Raw genomic sequence first — 20,457 nt, forward strand, 5'->3', positions numbered from 1 at the left:
GAGCGTCACCTGTGTTGGCTAAGGGGTTGGCAGCCCTTCCGGCATCGCGGACAAATGTTCGTGACAGGCCAGCCATAGGCCTTGTTGTTCTTGGCCAGACGCTTGTTTCTTGAAAACAATCGTCTCGCGCTCCTGGCTAAAGTGCTGCTCCCCTTGCATGCGCAGCTCGGTGGCTACGTCATGGATGAAAATCGCCACGTCACCCTGCAGGCTGACGAAAGCGTTGCTCGAGGTGCAAGAGAGCACCTCGAAGCCATCCTCGGCGCGCCAGCTGTCCCACATCGCCTGATAGGCGTCGCGCGACAGCAGGGGCTGCTCGAGGGTGTAGAAGACGAAGCTGGCATCGGCGCTGAACGCGCCGAAATAGGCTTCGCGATCGTTACGGGCAAAAGCGGACACCAGATCGGCGGCGGCTTTGAGAACCTGATCACGTTCGTTCATGGTCCATCCTCAGCGGTGGACTACGCCAGGCAGTACGCAGAGCATTTCGTACAGCAGGTTGGCGGCCAGCAGCGAGGTGTTACCAGTGGTGTCGTAAGCGGGCGAGACTTCTACCAGATCGCAACCGACCAGGTCGAGGCCTTGGCAGCCACGAACGATCTCGATCGCCTGAATGGTCGTCAGACCGCCGATTTCCGGGGTGCCGGTGCCAGGAGCCCAGGCCGGGTCGATGCCGTCGATATCAAAGCTCAGGTAGACAGGACCGCCACCGACTTTCTCGCGGACTTCAGCCATCAATGGCTCCAGCGACTTGTGCCAGCACTCTTCGGCCTGAACCACACGGAAGCCCTGGTTGCGGCTCCAGTTGAAGTCGTCAGCGGTGTAGCCCTGGGCGCGCAGGCCAATCTGCACGACCCGGTCCGGATCCAGAAGGCCTTCTTCAACGGCGCGACGGAAGGTGGTGCCGTGGGCGATTTTCTCGCCGAACATGTGATCGTTCACATCGGCGTGAGCGTCGATGTGCACCAGGCCGACCTTGCCGTGCTTTTTATGGATGGCACGCAGGATCGGCAGGGTGATGGTGTGGTCGCCGCCCAGGGTCAGGGGGATCACGTTGTGTTCGAGGATGTCGTCGTAGGCTTCTTCGATGATGCGAACGGCGTCCAGCAGGTTGAAGGTGTTGATCGCCACGTCGCCGATGTCGGCAACCGACAGCGAGTCGAACGGTGCAGCGCCGGTGGCCATGTTGTACGGGCGGATCATCACCGATTCGGTGCGGATGTCGCGAGGCCCGAAACGGGTGCCAGGGCGCAGCGAGGTACCGATGTCCAGCGGCACGCCTACGAAGGCAGCGTCCAGGCCGGCAGCAGTTTTCAGGTGGGGGAGTCGCATCATGGTGGCGATGCCGCCGAAGCGCGGCATTTCGTTGCCGCCCAGTGGTTGGTGAAGAATCTTGTCCACGGGTAGGGCCTCATCGTCGTTGTTTTATTTATGTCGGTTGCGCCGTTCACGGGAGTACGGGCGAACCTTGTGGCGCCGATTCTGCGAAATGTAGTGGCCGGGAAGAATCGCTACGGGCAAATACTTAGTTCAGATTTTTCTAAACTAATGGATGTGACAGCGATAGACTTCACTCCATGCGCAGACACCCTGATGCCTTTCAGTCCAGGGGTGAACACTGCAATCATTGTGGGAGCGGGCTTGCTCGCGAAGGCGTCATGTCAGTCGGCATTAGTGTGAATAGGCACACCGCTTTCGCGAGCAAGCCCGCTCCCACAGGGATTGTGTTTCCACAGTAGTACTTTGCGCCGCCTTTCGATCGGAGTTCCCATGGCCAACGCTTTACCCGACCTGAAACTATTGCGCATCTTCGTCAGCGTGGTGCGACACCAGGGCTTTGCCAACGCCCAGCAGGAGCTCAATCTCTCGACGTCGGCCATCAGCACCTACATGAGCCAGCTCGAAGCGGCCCTCGGCCTGGTGCTCTGCCATCGCGGTCGTGGCGGTTTCAGCCTGACCAGCAAGGGCGAACTGTTCCATCAGGAAACCCTGCGTCTGTTGGGCGAGCTCGAAGGCTTCGAGCAATACGCTGCTGCCCTCAAGGGTGAACTGCGCGGGACCTTGAACCTTGGGGTCATCGACTCCACCGTCAGCGACAAGGCCCTGCCGTTTGCCGAAGCCATCGGTGCCTACAGCCAGGAACACCCGGCCGTGCACTTGCACCTGTCGGTGATGAGCCCCTACGAATTGCAACTCGGCGTACAAGACAACCGTCTCGACCTGGCCATCGGCGCGTTTTCCACGCGCATGAGCGGCCTGGTGTACATGCCGCTGTACCGTGAACAACACTGGTTGTATTGCAGCACGCGGCATCCGCTGTTCAACGAGCGGCGCATTCCCGAACAAGTCATCACGCAGCAGCGCATGGTCGGTCGCGGCTACTGGAGCCAGGCCGAACTGGCGCGTCACGGCTTCAAGCACAGTGCCGCGACCGTGGAAAGTATGGAGGCCCAGCTGATTCTGGTGCTGTCCGGCGCCTACATCGGCTACCTGCCGGAACACTACGCCCAGGCTTGGGCCGACAAGGGGGACTTGCGGGTGCTGCTGCCGGCGACCTTCGGCTATCAGGCGCCATTCTCGATGATCGTGCGTCGGGGCCGTAGTCGCGAGCCGTTGATCCAGACGTTTCGCGACTTGCTGAAAGCCCAACTGAACCAGGCCTGAGAAGATGTCCAGAATCCAATGCCCGCGCTGCCTGCGCCCGCAAAGCCACTGCCTGTGCCCATTGATCCCGAGCCTCGACAGCCGCACCCGCGTGTTGCTGTTGCAGCATCCGAGCGAAGTGAACCATGCACTGAATACTGCACGGCTGGCGGCGTTGGGCCTGAACAATGCCGAGTTGATCGTGGGGGAGGTGTTCGAGGATTTGCCGACCTTGTTGAGCCGGCCGGGGTATCGGGCGCGCTTGTTGTTTCCCGGCGAAGAGGCGCAACCGATGCAGGCCTGTGCCGCAACGGACGAGCCGTTGTTGCTGGTCGTCCCGGACGGCACCTGGCGCAAGGCGCGCAAGTTGCTGCACCTCAATCCGCTGCTGGCGGCGTTGCCGAGGGTGACGCTGGCCGAGGGCGGTGTGTCCCGTTATCGCCTGCGCAAGGCGCCGGGACCGGGAGCATTGTCGACGGTGGAGGCGATTGTGCAGGCGCTTGAAACCCTTGAGGCACCGACTTCCTTTGCGCCATTGCTCAGGCCGTTCGAAGCGTTGATCGAGGGGCAGATTGCGGCGATGGGGGAGGAGGTTTTTCAGCGTAATCATGGGCCGAAGTAGGCGTCGTCAATGCCGGCCCCTTCGCGAGCAAGCCCGCTCCCACAGAGGGTTGCGTCGTGCACAAATAAAGTGAACACAACTAAACACTGTGGGAGCGGGCTTGCCCGCGAAGAGGCCGGTTCAATCACTGCAATCTTCGAATAAGGACTACCGCTCCCGCATTGCCTCGGTCCGAGCTTTAAGCACCGGTTTAAGCAAGTAATCGAGCACCGTCTTCTCCCCGGTAATAATGTCCACCGTCGCCACCATCCCCGGGATGATCAGCAGCGGTTTCACGTCCCCGCCCAAATGGTTCTTGTCCGTACGCACCTGAATCAGATAGAAGCTGTTGCCCTTGTCGTCGGTGATGGTGTCGGCGCCGATCAACTCCAGTTTGGCGCTCAGGCCGCCGTAGATCGTGTAGTCGTAGGCACTGAACTTGACCATGGCTTTCTGGCCCGGATGCAGGAATGCAACGTCCTGTGGTCGCACCTTGGCTTCGATCAGCAGGTTGTCTTCCAGCGGCACGATTTCCACCATGTCGCTGCCGGGCTGGACCACGCCACCGATGGTGTTGACCTTCAACACCTTGATGATGCCGTGAACCGGGGAGACCACGGTGGTACGGGTCACGCGGTCGTCGATGGCGATGCTCGATGCTGTGATTTTCGACAGATCGGTGCGCTTCTCATTCAGCTCTTTGGCGGCTTCCGAACGGAAGGTCTGTTCCGACTCGTCGATCTTGCTTTTGATCTCGTTGATTGCCGATTCCGCCCGGGGAATCGCCAGGGTGGTGGCGTTCAGTGAGCCGCGAATCTCCACCGCGCTACGTTTGAGGCGCAGGATCTCCACCGGTGATACCGCGCCGGTGCCCACCAGTGGTGCGGACATGTTCATCTCTTGCTGCAACAACGCCAGGCTTGAACTGAACTGCCCCTGTTTCGAGCGAAATTCTGCCAGCTCCTGGGTTTTTTGCCGAAGTTGTTCGGTCAGGGTGCGCTGTTCGCTGGCCAGTCGGCGTTGCCGCTGTTCGTACAGGGAACGCTCGTCTTCAGCCACTTGCGGAGCCTTGGCGATCACTTCTTCCGACAGCTTGAACGGCCGGCCTTCGGCTTCGGCAGAAAGCCGTTCGACCTGCGCGGTCAACGCGTATCGGTCGGCTTCACTTTCGCCCTTGTTCGACAGGTAGCGCGTGTCATCCAGGCGCAGCAAGGTGTCGCCCTTGTTCACCATTTGTCCTTCACGAATGAAAATTTCAGTGACGATGCCGCCCTCCAGGTTCTGGATCACCTGGACTTTGCTCGACGGAATCGCCTTGCCTTCACCCATGGTCACTTCCTGCAGCACGGCGAACCTGGCCCAGACCAGTGCGCTGGCCAACAACGCGGCGGCCAGCCACACGGTGATTCGCGACCAGCGCGGTGAGTCCTGCACCGAGGCGCCGGCGGTTTCCGGCATGAACTCGGTTTCGGCACTTTTGTTGAAACTGTCGAAGTAGCCACGGGAACCCTGATCGGCAGACATGGACGACTCCTAGACCGCCGCAGAGCCGACACGGCCCTTGCGCAGTGCATCGATGACCGCTTCTTTCGGACCGTCGGCGACAATCCGTCCGTTGTCCAGCACCACCAGGCGATCCACCAGGCTCAGCATCGAGGTGCGGTGGGTCACCAGCAGGAGGGTTTTGCCCTGGACCCAGCCGTGGAGTTTTTTCCTCAGGACGTCTTCGCTGCTGTTGTCCATGGCACTGGTGGGCTCGTCGAGCAGCATGATCGGCGGGTCGAGCAACATGGAACGGGCCATCAACACTGCCTGGCGCTGGCCGCCGGACAGCAGTTGCCCACGTTCGCCCACGGGCCGGTCGAAACCTTGCGGGTGTTGCCGGGCCAGTTCGGTGACGCCGGTCATTTCCGCCACTTCGAGCATGCGTGAGTCGCTGATATAGCGCGCGCCGAGGGTCAGGTTGTCGCGCAGGCTGCCGGCCAGCAACGGCAGGTCGTGGGCGACGTAACCGATTTGATGGCGCAGGTCGGCGACATCCAGTTGCCGCAGGTCCAGGCCATCGAGCAGCAACTGGCCTTGATCCGGTTCATAGAACCCCATCACCAGTCGCGCCAGGGTGCTTTTGCCTGAGCCGCTGCGGCCGATGATGCCGACGCGCTCACCGGCTTTCACACTGAAGCCGACATTGGCCAGGGCGGGAGAGCTCTGGCCGTTGTAGTGGAAGGTCACGCTGACAACATCCAGCGCGCCTTGCAGTTGGGTGCGCTCCAGCGGCCGCTGTCTGGCGTCGCGCTCCTGGGGCAGGCCCATCAGTGCATCGGTGCTTTTCATGGTCAGTTGCGCTTGCTGGTAGCGCGTGATCAGGCCGGCGATTTGCCCCAGTGGCGCCAATACGCGGCTACCGAGCATGTAGCTGGCCACCAGGGCGCCGACGCTGAGGTTGCCGGCGATGATGCTGTAGACCCCGGCGACGATGGTCGCCATGCCGGACAACTGCTGGATGAACAAGGTGCCGTTGGTGGCCAGGGCCGACAAGTTACGCGCATGGCTGTCGAGGCGGGTGAGGGCGCCGTGAGTGCTTTCCCATTTGTGCTGGCGCTCGCTTTCGGCGCTGCAGGCCTTGAGGGTTTCCAGGCCGCTGAGGGTTTCGATCAGCAATGCCTGGCGTTCGGCGCCGAGGCTGAGGCTTTTCTGCACGGTGTCGAGCAGGCGTACCTGGATCACCATGGCGAAGATGATAGTGATAGGGAACGCCAGTATCGGGATCACCACCAGCCAGCCTCCGAGCAGGCCGATCACCAGCAGCATCAGCAGGCAGAAGGGCAGGTCGATCAGGCTGGTGAGGGTCACGGCGGTGAGAAATTCCCGCAAGCCCTGAAAGTCATGAATGCTTTGGGCAAAGCCCCCGATGGTCGCCGGCCGCGCTTTCATTGCCATGCCGGTGATGCGCTCAAACAGGGTGGCCGACAGGATCACGTCGGTTTTCTTGCCGGCGGTATCCAGCAAGTGCGCGCGCACGACCCGCAGCACCAGTTCGAAAGCGGTGCCGATCAACAGACCGATCGCCAGCACCCACAAGGTCGACGTGGCCTGGTTCGGCACTACGCGGTCGTAGGTCTGCATCACGAACAGCGGCACCATCAGCCCCAGCAGGTTGATCAGGAAACTCGCCAGAATCGCGTCGCTATACAGCCATTTCGACAGCTTCAGCGTATCGCGAAACCAGGCCTGCACCCGGGGCACCAGCGGCGAGCGCAAGTCTTCGAGTTCGTGGCGCGGGCGGGCAAACAGCGCCTGGCCACTGTAGTGTTCGGCCAGTTCCTCAGGGCTGAGCCATTGTTCGCCACCGTCGGCTTCGCTGGGCAGGATAAGCACCTTGCCATCCTCGCCATAACGGCGCAGGACGGCCGTGCGGCCGTTGTTGAGCAACAGCAGCACGGGCAGGTTGAGCGCGGAGATGTCCTTGAGGTCACGGCGCAGCAAGCGCGCCTGCAAACCGGCCCGGGCCGCTGCACGGGGCAGCAGATCCAGGCTCAGGCGTTGGTGTGCCATGGGGAGCCCGGCACTCAGGCTGGCGCGACTGACCGTCGCGCCGTGGAGTTTGCAGAGGATCACCAGACCGTCCAGAAGCGGGTCATCGAAGCTCAGGCGCGGATCGATACCGGTGTTGCCGGTCTCCATGCTGGTCATTGAACCCTCCCGTGCACTACTTCATTTCAGGCAGACGCGCTTCGTTTTTCACTTCGGTCTGGGCGATCGCGTCGGCGGGCAGTACAACGCGTTGTTTGCTCAACAACTGGCCCATGTTCGCCAACACGCGGTACATCGAAAACTCTTCGGTGTAGCGCACTTCGGTGTAGCGACGGTTGGCGTTGTAGAGTTCGTTTTCACTGTCGAGCAGGTCCAGCAGGGTCCGTTGACCGAGGCCGAACTGATCCTGGTAGGCCATGCGTACGCGCTTGCTGGTGTCGGCGTATTCACGGGCGGTCGGGGTTTGTTTCTTGGCATTGACCATGGCATTCCAGGCCAGGTGAATGTTCTCGTTGAGCTGGCGCAGGGCATTGTTACGGATGTCCATGGCCTGGTTGATCTTGTGTGAGTCGGAGGCCAGGCGTGCCTTGTCGCTGCCGCCGCGGAACAGGTTGTAGTTCATCACCACGCCGACCCGCCATTCGTTGTCATGGCCTTCATCGCCCTGCACGTTGTTGTTCGCGCCCACTGCCGCCTCGGCGTCGAGACGCGGGTAGAACGGCGACTTGGCGACTTCGTACTGGCTTTCGGCCGATTGCACGTCGGCCTGGGCGGATTTCAGGTAAGGGTTGTTTTCCACCATGCTCTGCTGGGCTTCGGGCAAGGAGGCAGGGACTTCGCCGCGAATCGATGGCGGGGTTTCGAGTTCATCGGGCATACGCCCTACAACGGCGTAAAAGTTCGACTCGGCGTCAGCCAGATCCACTTCGGCGGTGTCGAGGTTGTTTTCCGCCAGTGCCCGGCGAGCCGTGGACTGGTCGGCATCGGCGTTGCTGCCCACGCCGCGCTGGGTGCGCAGGCCGATCTGGTCATTGACCCGCAAGTGCGCTTGCAGGTTGTTTTTGGCCAGTGTCACCAGTTCGCGGCGCTTGAGCACTTCGAGGTAAACCTCGGTGGTGCGCAGGGCCAGATCCTGAGCCGTACCCTGAGCGTAATAGGCTCGCGAGTTGACCACGCCCTGGGTGCGTCCGACTTCATTGGCGGTGTTGAACCCGTCAAAGAGCATTTGCCGCAGGCGCAATTCCGACTGGGTGTAGTTGAGGGTTTCGGTGTGGTGATTGCCGAACGCCCGGGTATTGGTGTTATCGCTATACGCGCGCCCGTAGGCGGCATTCAGATCAACCGATGGATAAAAGCCCCCTTTGGCGACCTTCACGTCCTCATCCGCCGACAGGCGGCTGTCCACCCGTGATGCCAGCTCCGGATGGGTCGCGATTGTGCTCTGGATCGCTTCGGTCAGCGTCATGGCCTGAGCCTGGGACGAGCAGGCCATGGCCAAAAGAACCGCGCTGCAGAGGGGGGTTAATAGGCGCATGTACATCTCCCTGATTGCTGATGGTGCTTATCAATCGCCAATTATTTGACGATATTTATAGGTAAAGTTGTTTCATGTCTTTAACAAAAGAGCTAAGAACATTCTGGAGCGTAGCTAAGAAATTTTTTTCATAACGACTATGCAAAAAAAAACTTATGCGCTCTGCGAAATCCAGCACATTGTTCAATGCGAAAGCCCTTGTTTTATGGGCGCTAGGGCGCTTGTCGGGGTTTGAAGAAAATTCCAATCCACTTATCGACATAGGGCGGAGAAGTGCTGGAGGGGAGGGACGCGAGCGATCTGGTGGCGACGGTTTTTTGTCACTTGAGTGATTCAGGATCGCTACGCATCGCTCACAGGCAACGTTGTTGCGCACAGGGATCCGATGCCATTGATTGCAGAGGGTTTTTCCCAAAATCGTAAACAGCGCCGTGAGCGACTGGCTGGGCGAGATCGTTGCCAGGGCCACGGCTTACTCAAGTAAACCGGTACCCGGAACACGATTCGCCAGACAACCCGTTTGAGCCATGAGCATGTTCTTCGCGCAAACAAGGTGCCGACAGCGGTTGGCAGCGGAGGAAGTGCACATGGCTACGCTCATCGGCATCGTCAGTAAGGTCATCGGTCAGGTGTTCGCGGTCGCGAGCGACGGCACCCGGCGTACTTTGGTCGAGGGGGATCGGCTGTTCGCCGGCGACCAACTGAGCACTGGCGCTGAAGGCGCGGTGGCGGTGCACCTGCAAAATGGCCAGGAGCTGACCCTCGGGCGCGGCAGCAGCATGCAGATGACACCGCAGCTGCTCGCCAATCAGATTCCCCATGTGGACTCGCATGAAGCGGCGACGCCGAGCGAAGCGCAACTGACGGATGTCGAACAGCTGCAAAAAGCCATTGCGGCGGGCGACGACCCGACCCAGAGCGCTGAAGCCACCGCTGCCGGACCTGCCACGACTACCGGTGTACCGGGCGGCATCCAGGGCAGTGGTCATAGTTTCGTCATGCTCGAAGAGGTGGGCGGGCGAGTCGACCCAATCATTGGTTTCCCCACTGCCGGTTTCAATGGCATTCCCGAACTTCCCGAAGAACGCCTGAACGCTAATCCGGACAACAACGTTGTAGAGGCCGCTGCCCCTGTGGTGCCGCCAGTGACGCCAGAGGTTCCGAACAATCCGGTCAGCCTCGACGGTCTGTCGGCGCAGAATGGTGAGCTGACCGTCAATGAAGCCAACCTGGCCGACGGATCGGCGAGCAACCCAGGCGCGCTGACCCAAAGCGGCACCTTTACCGTCAATGCGCCCGACGGGCTGGCCAGCCTCAGCATCGGCGGCATCAACGTGATCAGCGGCGGCGTGCCGGCAGGTATTCCACAGTCGATCACCACCCCGTTGGGCAGCACCTTGACCATCACCGGTTACAACCCGGCGACCGGTGTGGTCAGTTACAGCTACACCCTCAACGGTGCCGAAACCCATGCAAGCGGCGAGGGTGCCAATAGTCTCGGCGAACACATCACTGTGGTGGCCAACGACAGCAATGGCGACACCACCACCGGTTCGCTGGATATCAACATAACCGACGACGTGCCCAAAGCGGTCGACGACAGCAATGGCACGGCCTCGGAAACCCTGCTGACCCTCAATGGCAACGTGCTGAGCAACGACGTGCAAGGCGCCGACCGGGTAACGCTCGGCGAAAACAGCGGCCCGATCACCCCCGGCACCTTCACCGGTACTTACGGCACTTTGGTGCTCAACGCCAACGGTACCTACACCTACACGCTGAACGTCAGCGATGCCGACTTCAAGGCCCTGCACGGCGGCGGCAGTGCGACGGAGACCTTCACCTATACGCTGACGGATGCCGACGGCGACAGCAGCACGGCCAACCTGGTGCTGCAGATCCACAACAACGACGATTCGGTGACGGTTGGTGGATTGAACGTCGAGGGTGGCGAGTTGACCGTCTTCGAGAAAAACCTCAGCGACGGCAGCAGCCCGGATACACCGGCCCTGACCCAGAGCGGCACCTTTACCGTCACCGCGCTGGACGGTGTGACCACCCTGAGCGTCGGCGGCATCGCCGTGGTCACTGGCGGTGTGGCCGCGGGCTTCCCGCAATCGATCACCACGCCATTGGGCAGCACGCTGACCATCACCGGCTTCAACGCCGCGACCGGCGTAGTCAGCTACAGCTACACCCTCAACGATAACGAAGCGCACCCGACGGCCAACGGCGCCAACAGCCTGCCTGAGCAGTTCGCCGTGACCGTGGTCGATGACAACGGCACCACCGCCACCGGCTCACTGGACGTGAGCATCGTCGACGACCTGCCAAAAGGCGTGGACGACAGCAACGCCAGCACCGCTTCGGAAAGCCTGCTGACCCTCAACGGCAACGTGCTGAGCAACGACGTGCAAGGCGCGGACCGGGTGACAGTGGGCGAAAACACCGGTCCGATCACCCCCGGCACTTTCACCGGCACCTACGGCACCCTGGTGCTGAATGCCAATGGCACCTACACCTACACGCTTAATACCAGCGATGCCGACTTCAAGGCCTTGCACGGCGGCGGCAGTGCGACGGAGACCTTCACCTATACGCTGACGGATGCCGACGGCGACAGCAGCACGGCCAACCTGGTGCTGCAGATCCACAACAACGACGACTCGGTGACGGTTGGTGGTTTGAACGTTGAGGGCGGCGAATTGACCGTCTTCGAGAAAAACCTCAGCGACGGTAGCAGCCCCGACGCACCGGCCCTGACCCAGAGCGGCACCTTTACCGTCACCGCGCTGGACGGTGTGACCACCCTGAGCGTCGGCGGCATCGCCGTGGTCACTGGCGGTGTGGCCGCCGGCTTCCCGCAATCGATCACCACGCCATTGGGCAGCACGCTGACCATCACCGGCTTCAACGCCGCGACCGGCGTGGTCAGCTACAGCTACACCCTCAACGATAACGAAGCGCACCCGACGGCCAACGGCGCCAACAGCCTGCCCGAACAGTTCGCCGTGACCGTGGTCGACGACAACGGCACCACCACCACCGGTTCACTCGACGTGAACATCGTCGACGACTTGCCGAAGGGTGTGGACGACAGCAACGCCAGCACCGCCTCGGAAACCCTGCTGACCCTCAATGGCAACGTGCTGAGCAACGACGTGCAGGGCGCCGACCGGGTAACGCTCGGCGAAAACGCCGGCCCGATCACCCCCGGCACTTTCACCGGCACCTACGGCACCCTGGTGCTCAACGCCAACGGCACTTACACCTACACCCTCACCACCAGCGATGCCGACTTCAAGGCCCTGCACGGTGGCGGCAGTGCGACGGAGACCTTCACCTATACGCTGACGGATGCCGATGGCGACAGCAGCACGGCCAACCTGGTGCTGCAGATCCACAACAACGATGACCCGGTCACGATTGGCGGTTTGAACGTCGAGGGCGGCGAGTTGACCGTCTTCGAGAAAAACCTCAGCGACGGCAGTGCACCGGATGCCGCGGCGCTGATCCAGAATGGCACCTTCACCGTCACGGCCCTGGACGGTGTAACGACCCTGAGCGTCGGCGGCATCGCCGTGGTCAGCGGCGGCGTGGCGGCCGGCTTCCCGCAATCGATCACCACCCCGCTGGGCAGCACGCTGACCATCACCGGCTTCAACGCCGCAACCGGCGTGGTCAGCTACAGCTACACCCTCAACGATAACGAAGCGCATCCGACGGCCAATGGCGCGAACACTTTGCCTGAGCAGTTCGCCGTGACCGTGGTCGATGACAACGGCACCACCACGACCGGTTCGCTGGACGTCAACATCGTCGACGACCTGCCGAAGGGGATGGACGACAGCAACGCCAGCACCGCCTCGGAAAGCCTGCTGACCCTCAATGGCAACGTGCTGAGCAACGACGTGCAAGGCGCCGACCGGGTAACGCTCGGCGAAAACGCCGGCCCGATCACCCCCGGGACCTTCACCGGCACCTACGGCACCCTGGTGCTCAATGCCAACGGCACTTACACCTACACGCTGAACCCCAACGATGCGGATTTCAAAGCCTTGCACGGCGGTGGCGACGGCACCGAAACCTTCACCTACACCCTCACCGATTCGGACGGCGATACCAGCACCGCGAATCTGGTGCTGAACATCTACAACAACGATGATCCGGTGCTCCTCAACGGCCTCAACGTGTATGGCGGCGAGCTGACGGTCTACGAGAAAAACCTGAGCGACGGCAGCAGCCCGGACGCACCAGCCCTGACCCAGAGCGGGACCTTCACGGTGACCGCCCTCGATGGCCTGCAAACCCTGACTGTCGGCGGCATCGCCGTGGTCAGCGGTGGCGTGGCCGCCGGCTTCCCGCAATCGATCACCACGCCATTGGGCAGCACGCTGACCGTTACCGGGTTCAACGCCGCGACCGGTGTGGTGAGCTACAGCTACACCCTCAACGATAACGAAGCCCATCCAACGGCTAACGGCGCCAACAGCCTCACCGAGAACTTCAACGTTGTGGCCACCGATACGGACGGCGACAGTTCGACCGGGCAGATCAACGTCAACATCATCGACGACCTGCCCAAAGGCGTGTACGACAGCAACGCCAGTACCGCCTCGGAAACCCTCCTGACCCTCAATGGCAACGTGCTGAGCAATGATGTGCAAGGCGCCGACCGGGTAACGCTCGGCGAAAACAGCGGCCCGATCACCCCCGGCACTTTCACCGGCACCTACGGCACCCTGGTACTGAATGCCAATGGCACCTACATCTACACACTGAACACCAGCGATGCCGACTTCAAAGCCCTGCACGGTGGCGGCGACGGCAGCGAAACCTTCACCTACACCCTCACCGATGCGGACGGCGATAGCAGCACGGCCAACCTCGTGCTGCAGATCCACAACAATGATGACTCGATCACGATTGACGGTTTGAACGTCGAGGGCGGCGAACTCACCGTCTTTGAAAAAAACCTCAGCGACGGCAGCAACCCGGACGCACCGGCCCTGACCCGGAGCGGCACCTTTACTGTGACCGCGCTGGACGGAGTGACCACCCTGAGCGTGGGCGGCATCGCCGTGGTCAGCGGCGGTGTGGCGGCGGGTTTCCCGCAATCGGTCACCACCCCGCTGGGCAGCACGCTGACCATCACCGGGTTCAATGCGGCGACTGGTGTGGTGAGCTACAGCTATACACTCAACGACAACGAAGCCCACCCGACCGCCAACGGCGCCAACAGCCTGCCTGAGCAGTTCGCCGTAACCGTGGTCGACAACAACGGCACCACCGCCACGGGTTCACTGGACGTCAACATCGTCGACGACCTGCCCAAAGGCGTGTACGACAGCAATGCTTCAACGGCCTCGGAAACCCTGCTGGCCCTCAGCGGCAACGTGCTGAGCAACGACGTGCAAGGCGCTGACCGGGTTGCGCTCGGCGCTAACGCCGGCCCGATCACCCCCGGCACTTTCACCGGCACCTACGGCACCCTGGTGCTGAATGCCAATGGCACCTACACCTATACGCTGAACACCAGCGATGCCGACTTCAAGGCGTTGCACGGCGGTGGCAATGGCAGTGAAACCTTCACCTACACCCTCACCGACTCGGACGGCGACAGCAGCACCGCCAACCTGGTGCTGAATGTCTACAACAATGATGATCCGGTGGTCCTCAACGGCCTCGACGTGTATGGCGGTGAGCTGACGGTCTACGAAAAAAACCTCAGCGATGGCAGCAGCCCGGATGCACCGGCGCTGACCCAGAGCGGCACGTTTACCGTGACCGCGCTGGACGGCGTGACGACCCTGAGCGTCGGCGGCATTGCCGTGGTCAGCGGTGGCGTGGCCGCCGGCTTCCCGCAATCGGTCACCACCCCGCTGGGCAGCACGTTGACCATCACCGGCTTCAACGCCGTGACCGGTGTGGTGAGCTACAGCTACACCCTCAACGATAACGAAGCGCACCCGACTGCCAACGGCGCCAACAGCCTGCCTGAGCAGTTCGCCGTGACCGTGGTCGACGACAACGGCACCACCGCGACCGGTTCACTGGACGTCAACATCGTCGACGACCTGCCCAAAGGCGTGTACGACAGCAATGGCACGGCCTCGGAAACCCTGCTGACCCTCAGCGGCAACGTGCTGAGCAACGACGTGCAAGGCGCTGACCGGGTAACGGTCGGCGCAAACAGCGGCCCGATCACCCCCGGCACCTTCACCGGGACTTACGGCACTTTGGTGCTGAATGCCAACGGTACCTACACCTACACGCTGAACCCCAGCGATGCCGACTTCAAGGCGTTGCACGGCGGTGGCAACGGCAGCGAAACCTTCACCTACACCATCACCGATGCCGACGGCGACAGCAGCACCGCCAACCTGGTGCTGAATGTCTACAACAACGATGATCCGGTGGTCCTCAACGGCCTCGACGTGTATGGCGGTGAGCTGACGGTCTACGAAAAAAACCTCAGCGACGGCAGCAACCCGGACGCACCGGCCCTGACCCGGAGCGGCACCTTTACTGTGACCGCGCTGGACGGAGTGACCACCCTGAGCGTGGGCGGCATCGCCGTGGTCAGCGGCGGTGTGGCGGCGGGTTTCCCGCAATCGGTCACCACCCCGCTGGGCAGCACGCTGACCATCACCGGGTTCAACGCCGTGACCGGTGTCGTGAGCTACAGCTACACCCTCAACGATAACGAAGCGCACCCGACGGCCAACGGCGCCAACACCTTGCCTGAGCAGTTCGCCGTGACCGTGGTCGACGACAACGGCACCACCGCGACCGGTTCACTGGACGTCAACATCGTCGACGACCTGCCCAAAGGCGTGTACGACAGCAACGCCAGTACCGCGTCGGAAACCCTGCTGACCCTCAGCGGCAACGTGCTGAGCAACGACGTGCAAGGCGCCGACCGGGTTGCGCTCGGCGCTAACGCCGGCCCGATCACCCCCGGCACTTTCACCGGCACCTACGGCACCCTGGTGCTGAATGCCAATGGCACCTACACCTATACGCTGAACACCAGCGATGCCGACTTCAAGGCGTTGCACGGCGGTGGCAATGGCAGTGAAACCTTCACCTACACCCTCACCGACTCGGACGGCGACAGCAGCACCGCCAACCTGGTGCTGAATGTCTACAACAATGATGATCCGGTGGTCCTCAACGGCCTCGACGTCTATGGCGGTGAGCTGACGGTCTACGAAAAAAATCTCAGCGATGGCAGCAGCCCAAGCGTGTCGGCCCTGACCCAGAACGGCACCTTCACCGTGACCGCCCTCGATGGCCTGCAAACCCTCACCGTCGGCGGCATTGCCGTGGTCAGCGGTGGCGTGGCCGCCGGCTTCCCGCAATCGGTCACCACCCCGCTGGGCAGCACGTTGACCATCACCGGCTTCAACGCCGTGACCGGTGTCGTGAGCTACAGCTACACCCTCAACGATAACGAAGCGCACCCATCTGCCAACGGCGCCAACAGCCTCCCCGAGAGCTTCAACGTCGTCGCCACCGATACGGATGGCGACACGATGACCGGGCAGATCAACGTCAACATCATCGATGACCTGCCGAGCGCCAAACCTGACTCGTCGTCGGTAGTGGAGGGCGGCACCGTCAACATCAGTGTGCTGGGCAACGACGTCAGCGGCGCCGATGGTCCGGCGACGGTGGTCGGCGTGCGCGCCGGAAGCAATACCTCGACGTCGGCGATCGGCGGGCTGGGCAACCAGATCAACGGCACCTATGGCTACCTGACCCTCGATGCCAACGGCAACGCGGTGTATCACAGCAATCAGAATTCGGTCGGCGATGCGGGGGCCACTGATACGTTCACCTACACCGTGCGCGATTCCGATGGCGATGAAAGCACTACCACCATCACCATCGACGTTGCCAATAGCGCTATCAAGGCCAACCCCGATAGCGATGTGACGGTTTACGAAAAGGCCCTCGACCTGAGCAAGGACGGCCAGGACCTGGCAGCCGGTACGGTTACCGGCAGCGACCCGGGCAACACCGGCGAAACCGCGTCCGGCACACTGGTCGGTTCGGTCTCGGGTGGCAGTGGCACGCTCACCTACACCCTGGTCGGCAGCGCCACCGGCACCTACGGGCAGATCCTGCTCAATCCCGACGGCAGCTACACCTACACCCTGACCTCGGCACCAAAAACTTCGCCGAATGCCAACGACGGGCCGAACAGCCTGAGTGAAAGCTTCACCTACAAAGCCACCGATGCGCTGGGTAACAGCAGCACCAGCACAATCGTGGTCAATATTGTCGATGACGTGCCCAAGGCGGTGGCAACGGATCGCTCGGTGGCGGCGGTGGAGATCGACTCCAACCTGCTGATCGTGCTCGACGTCTCCGGCAGCATGGCCGATCCTTCCGGCGTGTCGGGCCTGTCGCGGCTGGATCTGGCCAAGCAGGCCATCAGTGCCTTGCTGGATAAATACGATGACCTGGGCGATGTGAAAGTGCAGCTCGTCACCTTCAGCAGCAGCGCCACCGACAGGACTTCGGTGTGGGTCGATGTCGCGACCGCCAAGACACTGCTGGCCGGCCTCACCGCGAACGGCGGCACCAACTACGACGCGGCCGTGGCGACCATGCAGACCGCGTTCAACACCTCGGGCAAATTGACCGGTGCGCAAAACGTCGGTTACTTCTTTTCCGACGGCAAGCCCACCGCCGGCCAGGAAATCGGCAGCGCCGACGAAACCGCGCTGAAAGCCTTCCTCGATGCCAACAACATCAAGAACTACGCGATCGGCCTGGGCAGCGGCGTGACCAACGCCAACCTCAATCCACTGGCCTATGACGGCAGCAGCCACACCGATACAAATGCGGTGGTGGTGACCGACCTCAACCAGCTCAACTCGGTGCTGTCCGGCACTGTAATCGGCGCGCCGGTGACCGGTTCGCTACTGGGCGAGGGCGGTTCATTCGGCGCCGATGGCGGCTTCATCAAAACCATCACGGTGGACGGCACCACGTACACCTACGATCCAAGCGGCAACAGCAATCAGGGCTCGCTGAACTTCAGCGGCGGGCCCAACCACGGCACCTTCAACACCGTGGACAACACGTTGAGCATTGCCACCAACAACAGCGGTACCTTGCAGATCAATCTCGACACCGGTGAATACGCCTACATTTCGCAGAAAACCACGTCGGTGTTGATCACCGAAAACATCGGATTTACCGCCAGCGACAACGACGGTGACCTGGCCAGTTCCACCCTGACGGTCAAAGTCATACCGAACGCGCCGCCGGTGGCCGCCGATGATAACGTCATCACCAACGTGCTTTCGGGCACCATCGTGGTGCCGGGTGAACTGTTGCTGGCCAACGACACCGACCCCAACGGCGATCAACTCTCGGCGACACCAACCTCGTTCAACACAGGCTGGATAGCGAGGGGCGCGGACTTCACCGGTACCGGCGCGATCAGCTTCGCCGGCACCAACAACAACAGCGCCAACCAGAATCTGTCAGACGTGCGCAATGCCTTTGCGGCTAACACGGCGGCGATGACGGCGGTGCTGGTGGTCAGTGGCTATCTTGGTGCGGTGTCCAACTCCAATGCCAACGATGAAGACCTCATCACAGTCAAGCTGAAACAAGGTGAGACGCTCAACCTCGATCACAACCTGGCGAGCGGACACATCACGATGGAGTATTCGCTCAACGGCGGGGCGTTCGTAAACATCGCCGATGGCGGCACCATCACCGCAAGCGCGGACGGCACTTACCAGATCCACATGACCAACATCACCGACCCCGGTAACGGCAATACGAATGCGGCGGAAAACTATCAGCTGACCATGACCGTCAACTACGCCGGGGCACACGATGTCACCCCGGACTACCACGGCACCTACACCGCCAACGACAACCATGGTGGCAGCGACTCGGCCAACCTGACCATCAGCTATCAGGATGGGCACACCCTCACCGGCACCAGCGGGGATGACATACTGGTGGCGGGCACGGGCAACAACATCATCAATGCCGGCGACGGCAACGATGTGCTCACCGCCGGCTCCGGCAACAACGAGCTGCACGGCGGCGCCGGCAATGATTGGCTCTACAGCGGCCCGGGCAATGACATCCTCGATGGCGGCACAGGCATCGACACGGCCAGTTTCTCTCACGCCACCGCCGGGGTAACCGTCAACCTCAGCCTGGCCGGTGCGCAAAACACCCTCGGCGCAGGCACGGACACCCTGACCGGCATCGAAAACCTGGTCGGGTCGAACTTCAACGACACCCTGACCGGTGACAACAATAACAACGTGATCAACGGCGGCCTGGGCAACGACATCCTCAATGGCGGGGGCGGCGATGACTTGTTGATCGGTGACCTGGGCAACAACACCCTCACCGGCGGGGCAGGGGCCGATACGTTCCAGTGGCTCAAGGGCAACAGTGGCCACGATGTGATCACCGACTTCACGCCCGGCACCGACAAGCTCGACCTGTCGCAGCTGCTGCAAGGGGAAAACGGCACCACGGCTTCGCTGGATGACTACCTGCACTTCACCGTCACCGGCAGCGGCCCATCGACGGTGACCAGCATCGATGTCAGCGCCATGGCCGGCGCCGCGCCGAACCAGACCATCGACCTCGCTGGTGTCAACCTCGCCAGCCATTACGGTGTAACGCCGGGGGCGGGCGGGGTGATCGCGGGCGGGCATGACACGGCGACCATCATCAACGGCATGCTCAACGATCATTCGTTGAAGGTGGATACGGTGTGACCTGAAAACCTGAACGAAAAAATCCGCCATTCCTGTTTAAGGGATGGCGGTTTTTTCATTCAATGGTTTCCAGCCAGGGTTTTGCCTGGCCACTGGAGTCTTTAACGCAGAACTCCGGTAGTAATCGTCCAGGGATCAGACTCTGAGTTGTCACCATAGTCTGCCAGCGCGATAAATTGATAAGTGGTTTCGTATTCCAGACGTGTAACCAGTCTGGCCCATTTACCGTTATCGTCGGTCGGTTCCAGCTTCGGATCGGTGACGCCATTGATCTTCAGCTTGATCTGCGCTGACGGGGCCGCATCACCCCTGACAATTACATGGTTGTATGGGGTGCTACCGTTGTCCTCGATCAGGCCGTCCGAATCGTACACGCGGGTATTGCGCGGCTTGATGGTGGATGCCACGGTAAAAGTGCGGGGTGGCGCTGTGATTTCCTCATCGCCATAGTCCGCCTTGGCGGCGAGGCTGTAGGTGCCGTCTGTCACATCGAGCAGAATGTTCCAGGCACCATCGCCGGGATTGGCAGTTGCGATGGCATCTTTCATGGGGGCGCCGCCATTGAGTAGTTGAATGCTCTCACCGGGCATGGCATGCCCCTTGATGATCAACTGACTCTTGTCGGTTGTGCCATCTTCAGGAACAGAAGGGCCGCCTTCGGATTCGAGGACGTCATCCAGGCTCAATTCCACATCCAATGCGGCGGGGAAGGTGAAAGCGCTGGATTCTTTGTCATTGGCCGCCCTGATCCTGATGCTGTAGTTGCCAGCGGTCAGCCCGTCGAAGGTGAGTTTGAACAGCCCATCACGGTCAACAGTGGCTCTCTTGCCCGTGGAGGTGTTGCCGTTGATCGCTTCTACTTCCATATCGGGAGGTGCGTAGCCGGAGAACTCCAGCGAGTCGCCGTCGTAGGTGCCGCCATTTTCGATCGGGCCATCCTTGCCAGTGACTTTGTCGATGATCGGCGTCTCGGTCGCCAGAACGAACGTTTTGGGCGGACGGGAATAATCGTAAGGCACGGATTTCTCGATAGCGTCAAGGCTGTAGCGCTTGAAGTCCGGCAGCGTGAACTGTTTGATCCAGACTCCTGAACCATTGCTGGTCACGTCAGTGATTGTGTTCTTGCCATCGCGAATCCCGAGCGCCTTGTTTGCGCCGGCCGTACCCTTGAAACTCAGGGTTTTGTCAAAAGTAACGCCTTGTTCAGCAACGAGATTACCACTGCTGTCTCGGACTTCATCGAAGGTTACTTTCGCTGTTGCTTCACTCGGTGTGTTTGGCGTAAGTACCGAGGTGTTCGGGGGGGTAGCGGTCATGATGATGACTCCGGGTGTTGAAAAAGTTTGGGTGCCGGAGTGATTTAAAACCTCGTT

Annotated in this window: 10 protein-coding genes; 3 read left to right on the forward strand and 7 right to left on the reverse strand. The window is 61.4% G+C overall.

The genetic code is table 11. From position 1 onward, the window contains the following. Window positions 1-18 precede the first annotated feature (18 nt). Both AC06G5_RS07220 and speB read right to left on the reverse strand, forming a co-directional pair. Window positions 19-441 carry a YybH family protein gene (locus AC06G5_RS07220; protein ID WP_103394650.1) on the reverse strand — a complete coding sequence of 141 codons (423 nt, stop codon included), beginning with the start codon at window positions 439-441 and terminating at the stop codon, window positions 19-21. A gap of 9 nt (window positions 442-450) precedes the next feature. Continuing rightward, the gene (gene speB, locus AC06G5_RS07225; RefSeq protein ID WP_413427289.1) at window positions 451-1,401 is read right to left on the reverse strand and encodes an agmatinase; all 951 of its coding nucleotides are present in this window, start codon (window positions 1,399-1,401) and stop codon (window positions 451-453) included. A 369-nt stretch (window positions 1,402-1,770) separates the two neighbouring features. Between speB and AC06G5_RS07230 the strand changes: the two genes are divergently transcribed. Further along, the gene (locus AC06G5_RS07230) at window positions 1,771-2,664 is read left to right on the forward strand and encodes a LysR family transcriptional regulator (protein ID WP_007972518.1); all 894 of its coding nucleotides are present in this window, start codon (window positions 1,771-1,773) and stop codon (window positions 2,662-2,664) included. A 4-nt stretch (window positions 2,665-2,668) separates the two neighbouring features. Next, window positions 2,669-3,265 carry a tRNA-uridine aminocarboxypropyltransferase gene (locus tag AC06G5_RS07235; protein ID WP_413427288.1) on the forward strand — a complete coding sequence of 199 codons (597 nt, stop codon included), beginning with the start codon at window positions 2,669-2,671 and terminating at the stop codon, window positions 3,263-3,265. Between the two features lie 147 nt (window positions 3,266-3,412). Here AC06G5_RS07235 and AC06G5_RS07240 read toward each other — a convergent pair whose 3' ends face one another. Genes AC06G5_RS07240 through AC06G5_RS07255 form a run of 4 tightly spaced genes read right to left on the reverse strand, consistent with a single transcriptional unit; the run spans window position 3,413 to window position 8,781 of the window. Continuing rightward, entirely contained in the window at window positions 3,413-4,768 is a 1,356-nt protein-coding gene (locus AC06G5_RS07240; RefSeq protein ID WP_413427287.1) for an HlyD family type I secretion periplasmic adaptor subunit, read from the reverse strand. A gap of 9 nt (window positions 4,769-4,777) precedes the next feature. Further along, window positions 4,778-6,937 carry a type I secretion system permease/ATPase gene (locus tag AC06G5_RS07245; protein WP_480459201.1) on the reverse strand — a complete coding sequence of 720 codons (2,160 nt, stop codon included), beginning with the start codon at window positions 6,935-6,937 and terminating at the stop codon, window positions 4,778-4,780. A 16-nt stretch (window positions 6,938-6,953) separates the two neighbouring features. After that, the gene (locus AC06G5_RS07250; protein ID WP_413427285.1) at window positions 6,954-8,312 is read right to left on the reverse strand and encodes a TolC family outer membrane protein; all 1,359 of its coding nucleotides are present in this window, start codon (window positions 8,310-8,312) and stop codon (window positions 6,954-6,956) included. 55 nt (window positions 8,313-8,367) lie between these two features. Then, entirely contained in the window at window positions 8,368-8,781 is a 414-nt protein-coding gene (locus AC06G5_RS07255; protein ID WP_413427284.1) for a hypothetical protein, read from the reverse strand. A gap of 118 nt (window positions 8,782-8,899) precedes the next feature. Between AC06G5_RS07255 and AC06G5_RS07260 the strand changes: the two genes are divergently transcribed. Next, the gene (locus AC06G5_RS07260) at window positions 8,900-19,084 is read left to right on the forward strand and encodes a retention module-containing protein (protein ID WP_480459202.1); all 10,185 of its coding nucleotides are present in this window, start codon (window positions 8,900-8,902) and stop codon (window positions 19,082-19,084) included. A 101-nt stretch (window positions 19,085-19,185) separates the two neighbouring features. Here AC06G5_RS07260 and AC06G5_RS07265 read toward each other — a convergent pair whose 3' ends face one another. Next, entirely contained in the window at window positions 19,186-20,400 is a 1,215-nt protein-coding gene (locus AC06G5_RS07265; protein WP_480459203.1) for a carboxypeptidase regulatory-like domain-containing protein, read from the reverse strand. Between the last annotated feature and the right edge of the window lie 57 nt (window positions 20,401-20,457).

The organism is Pseudomonas sp. WT-JTC, from assembly GCF_056711565.1.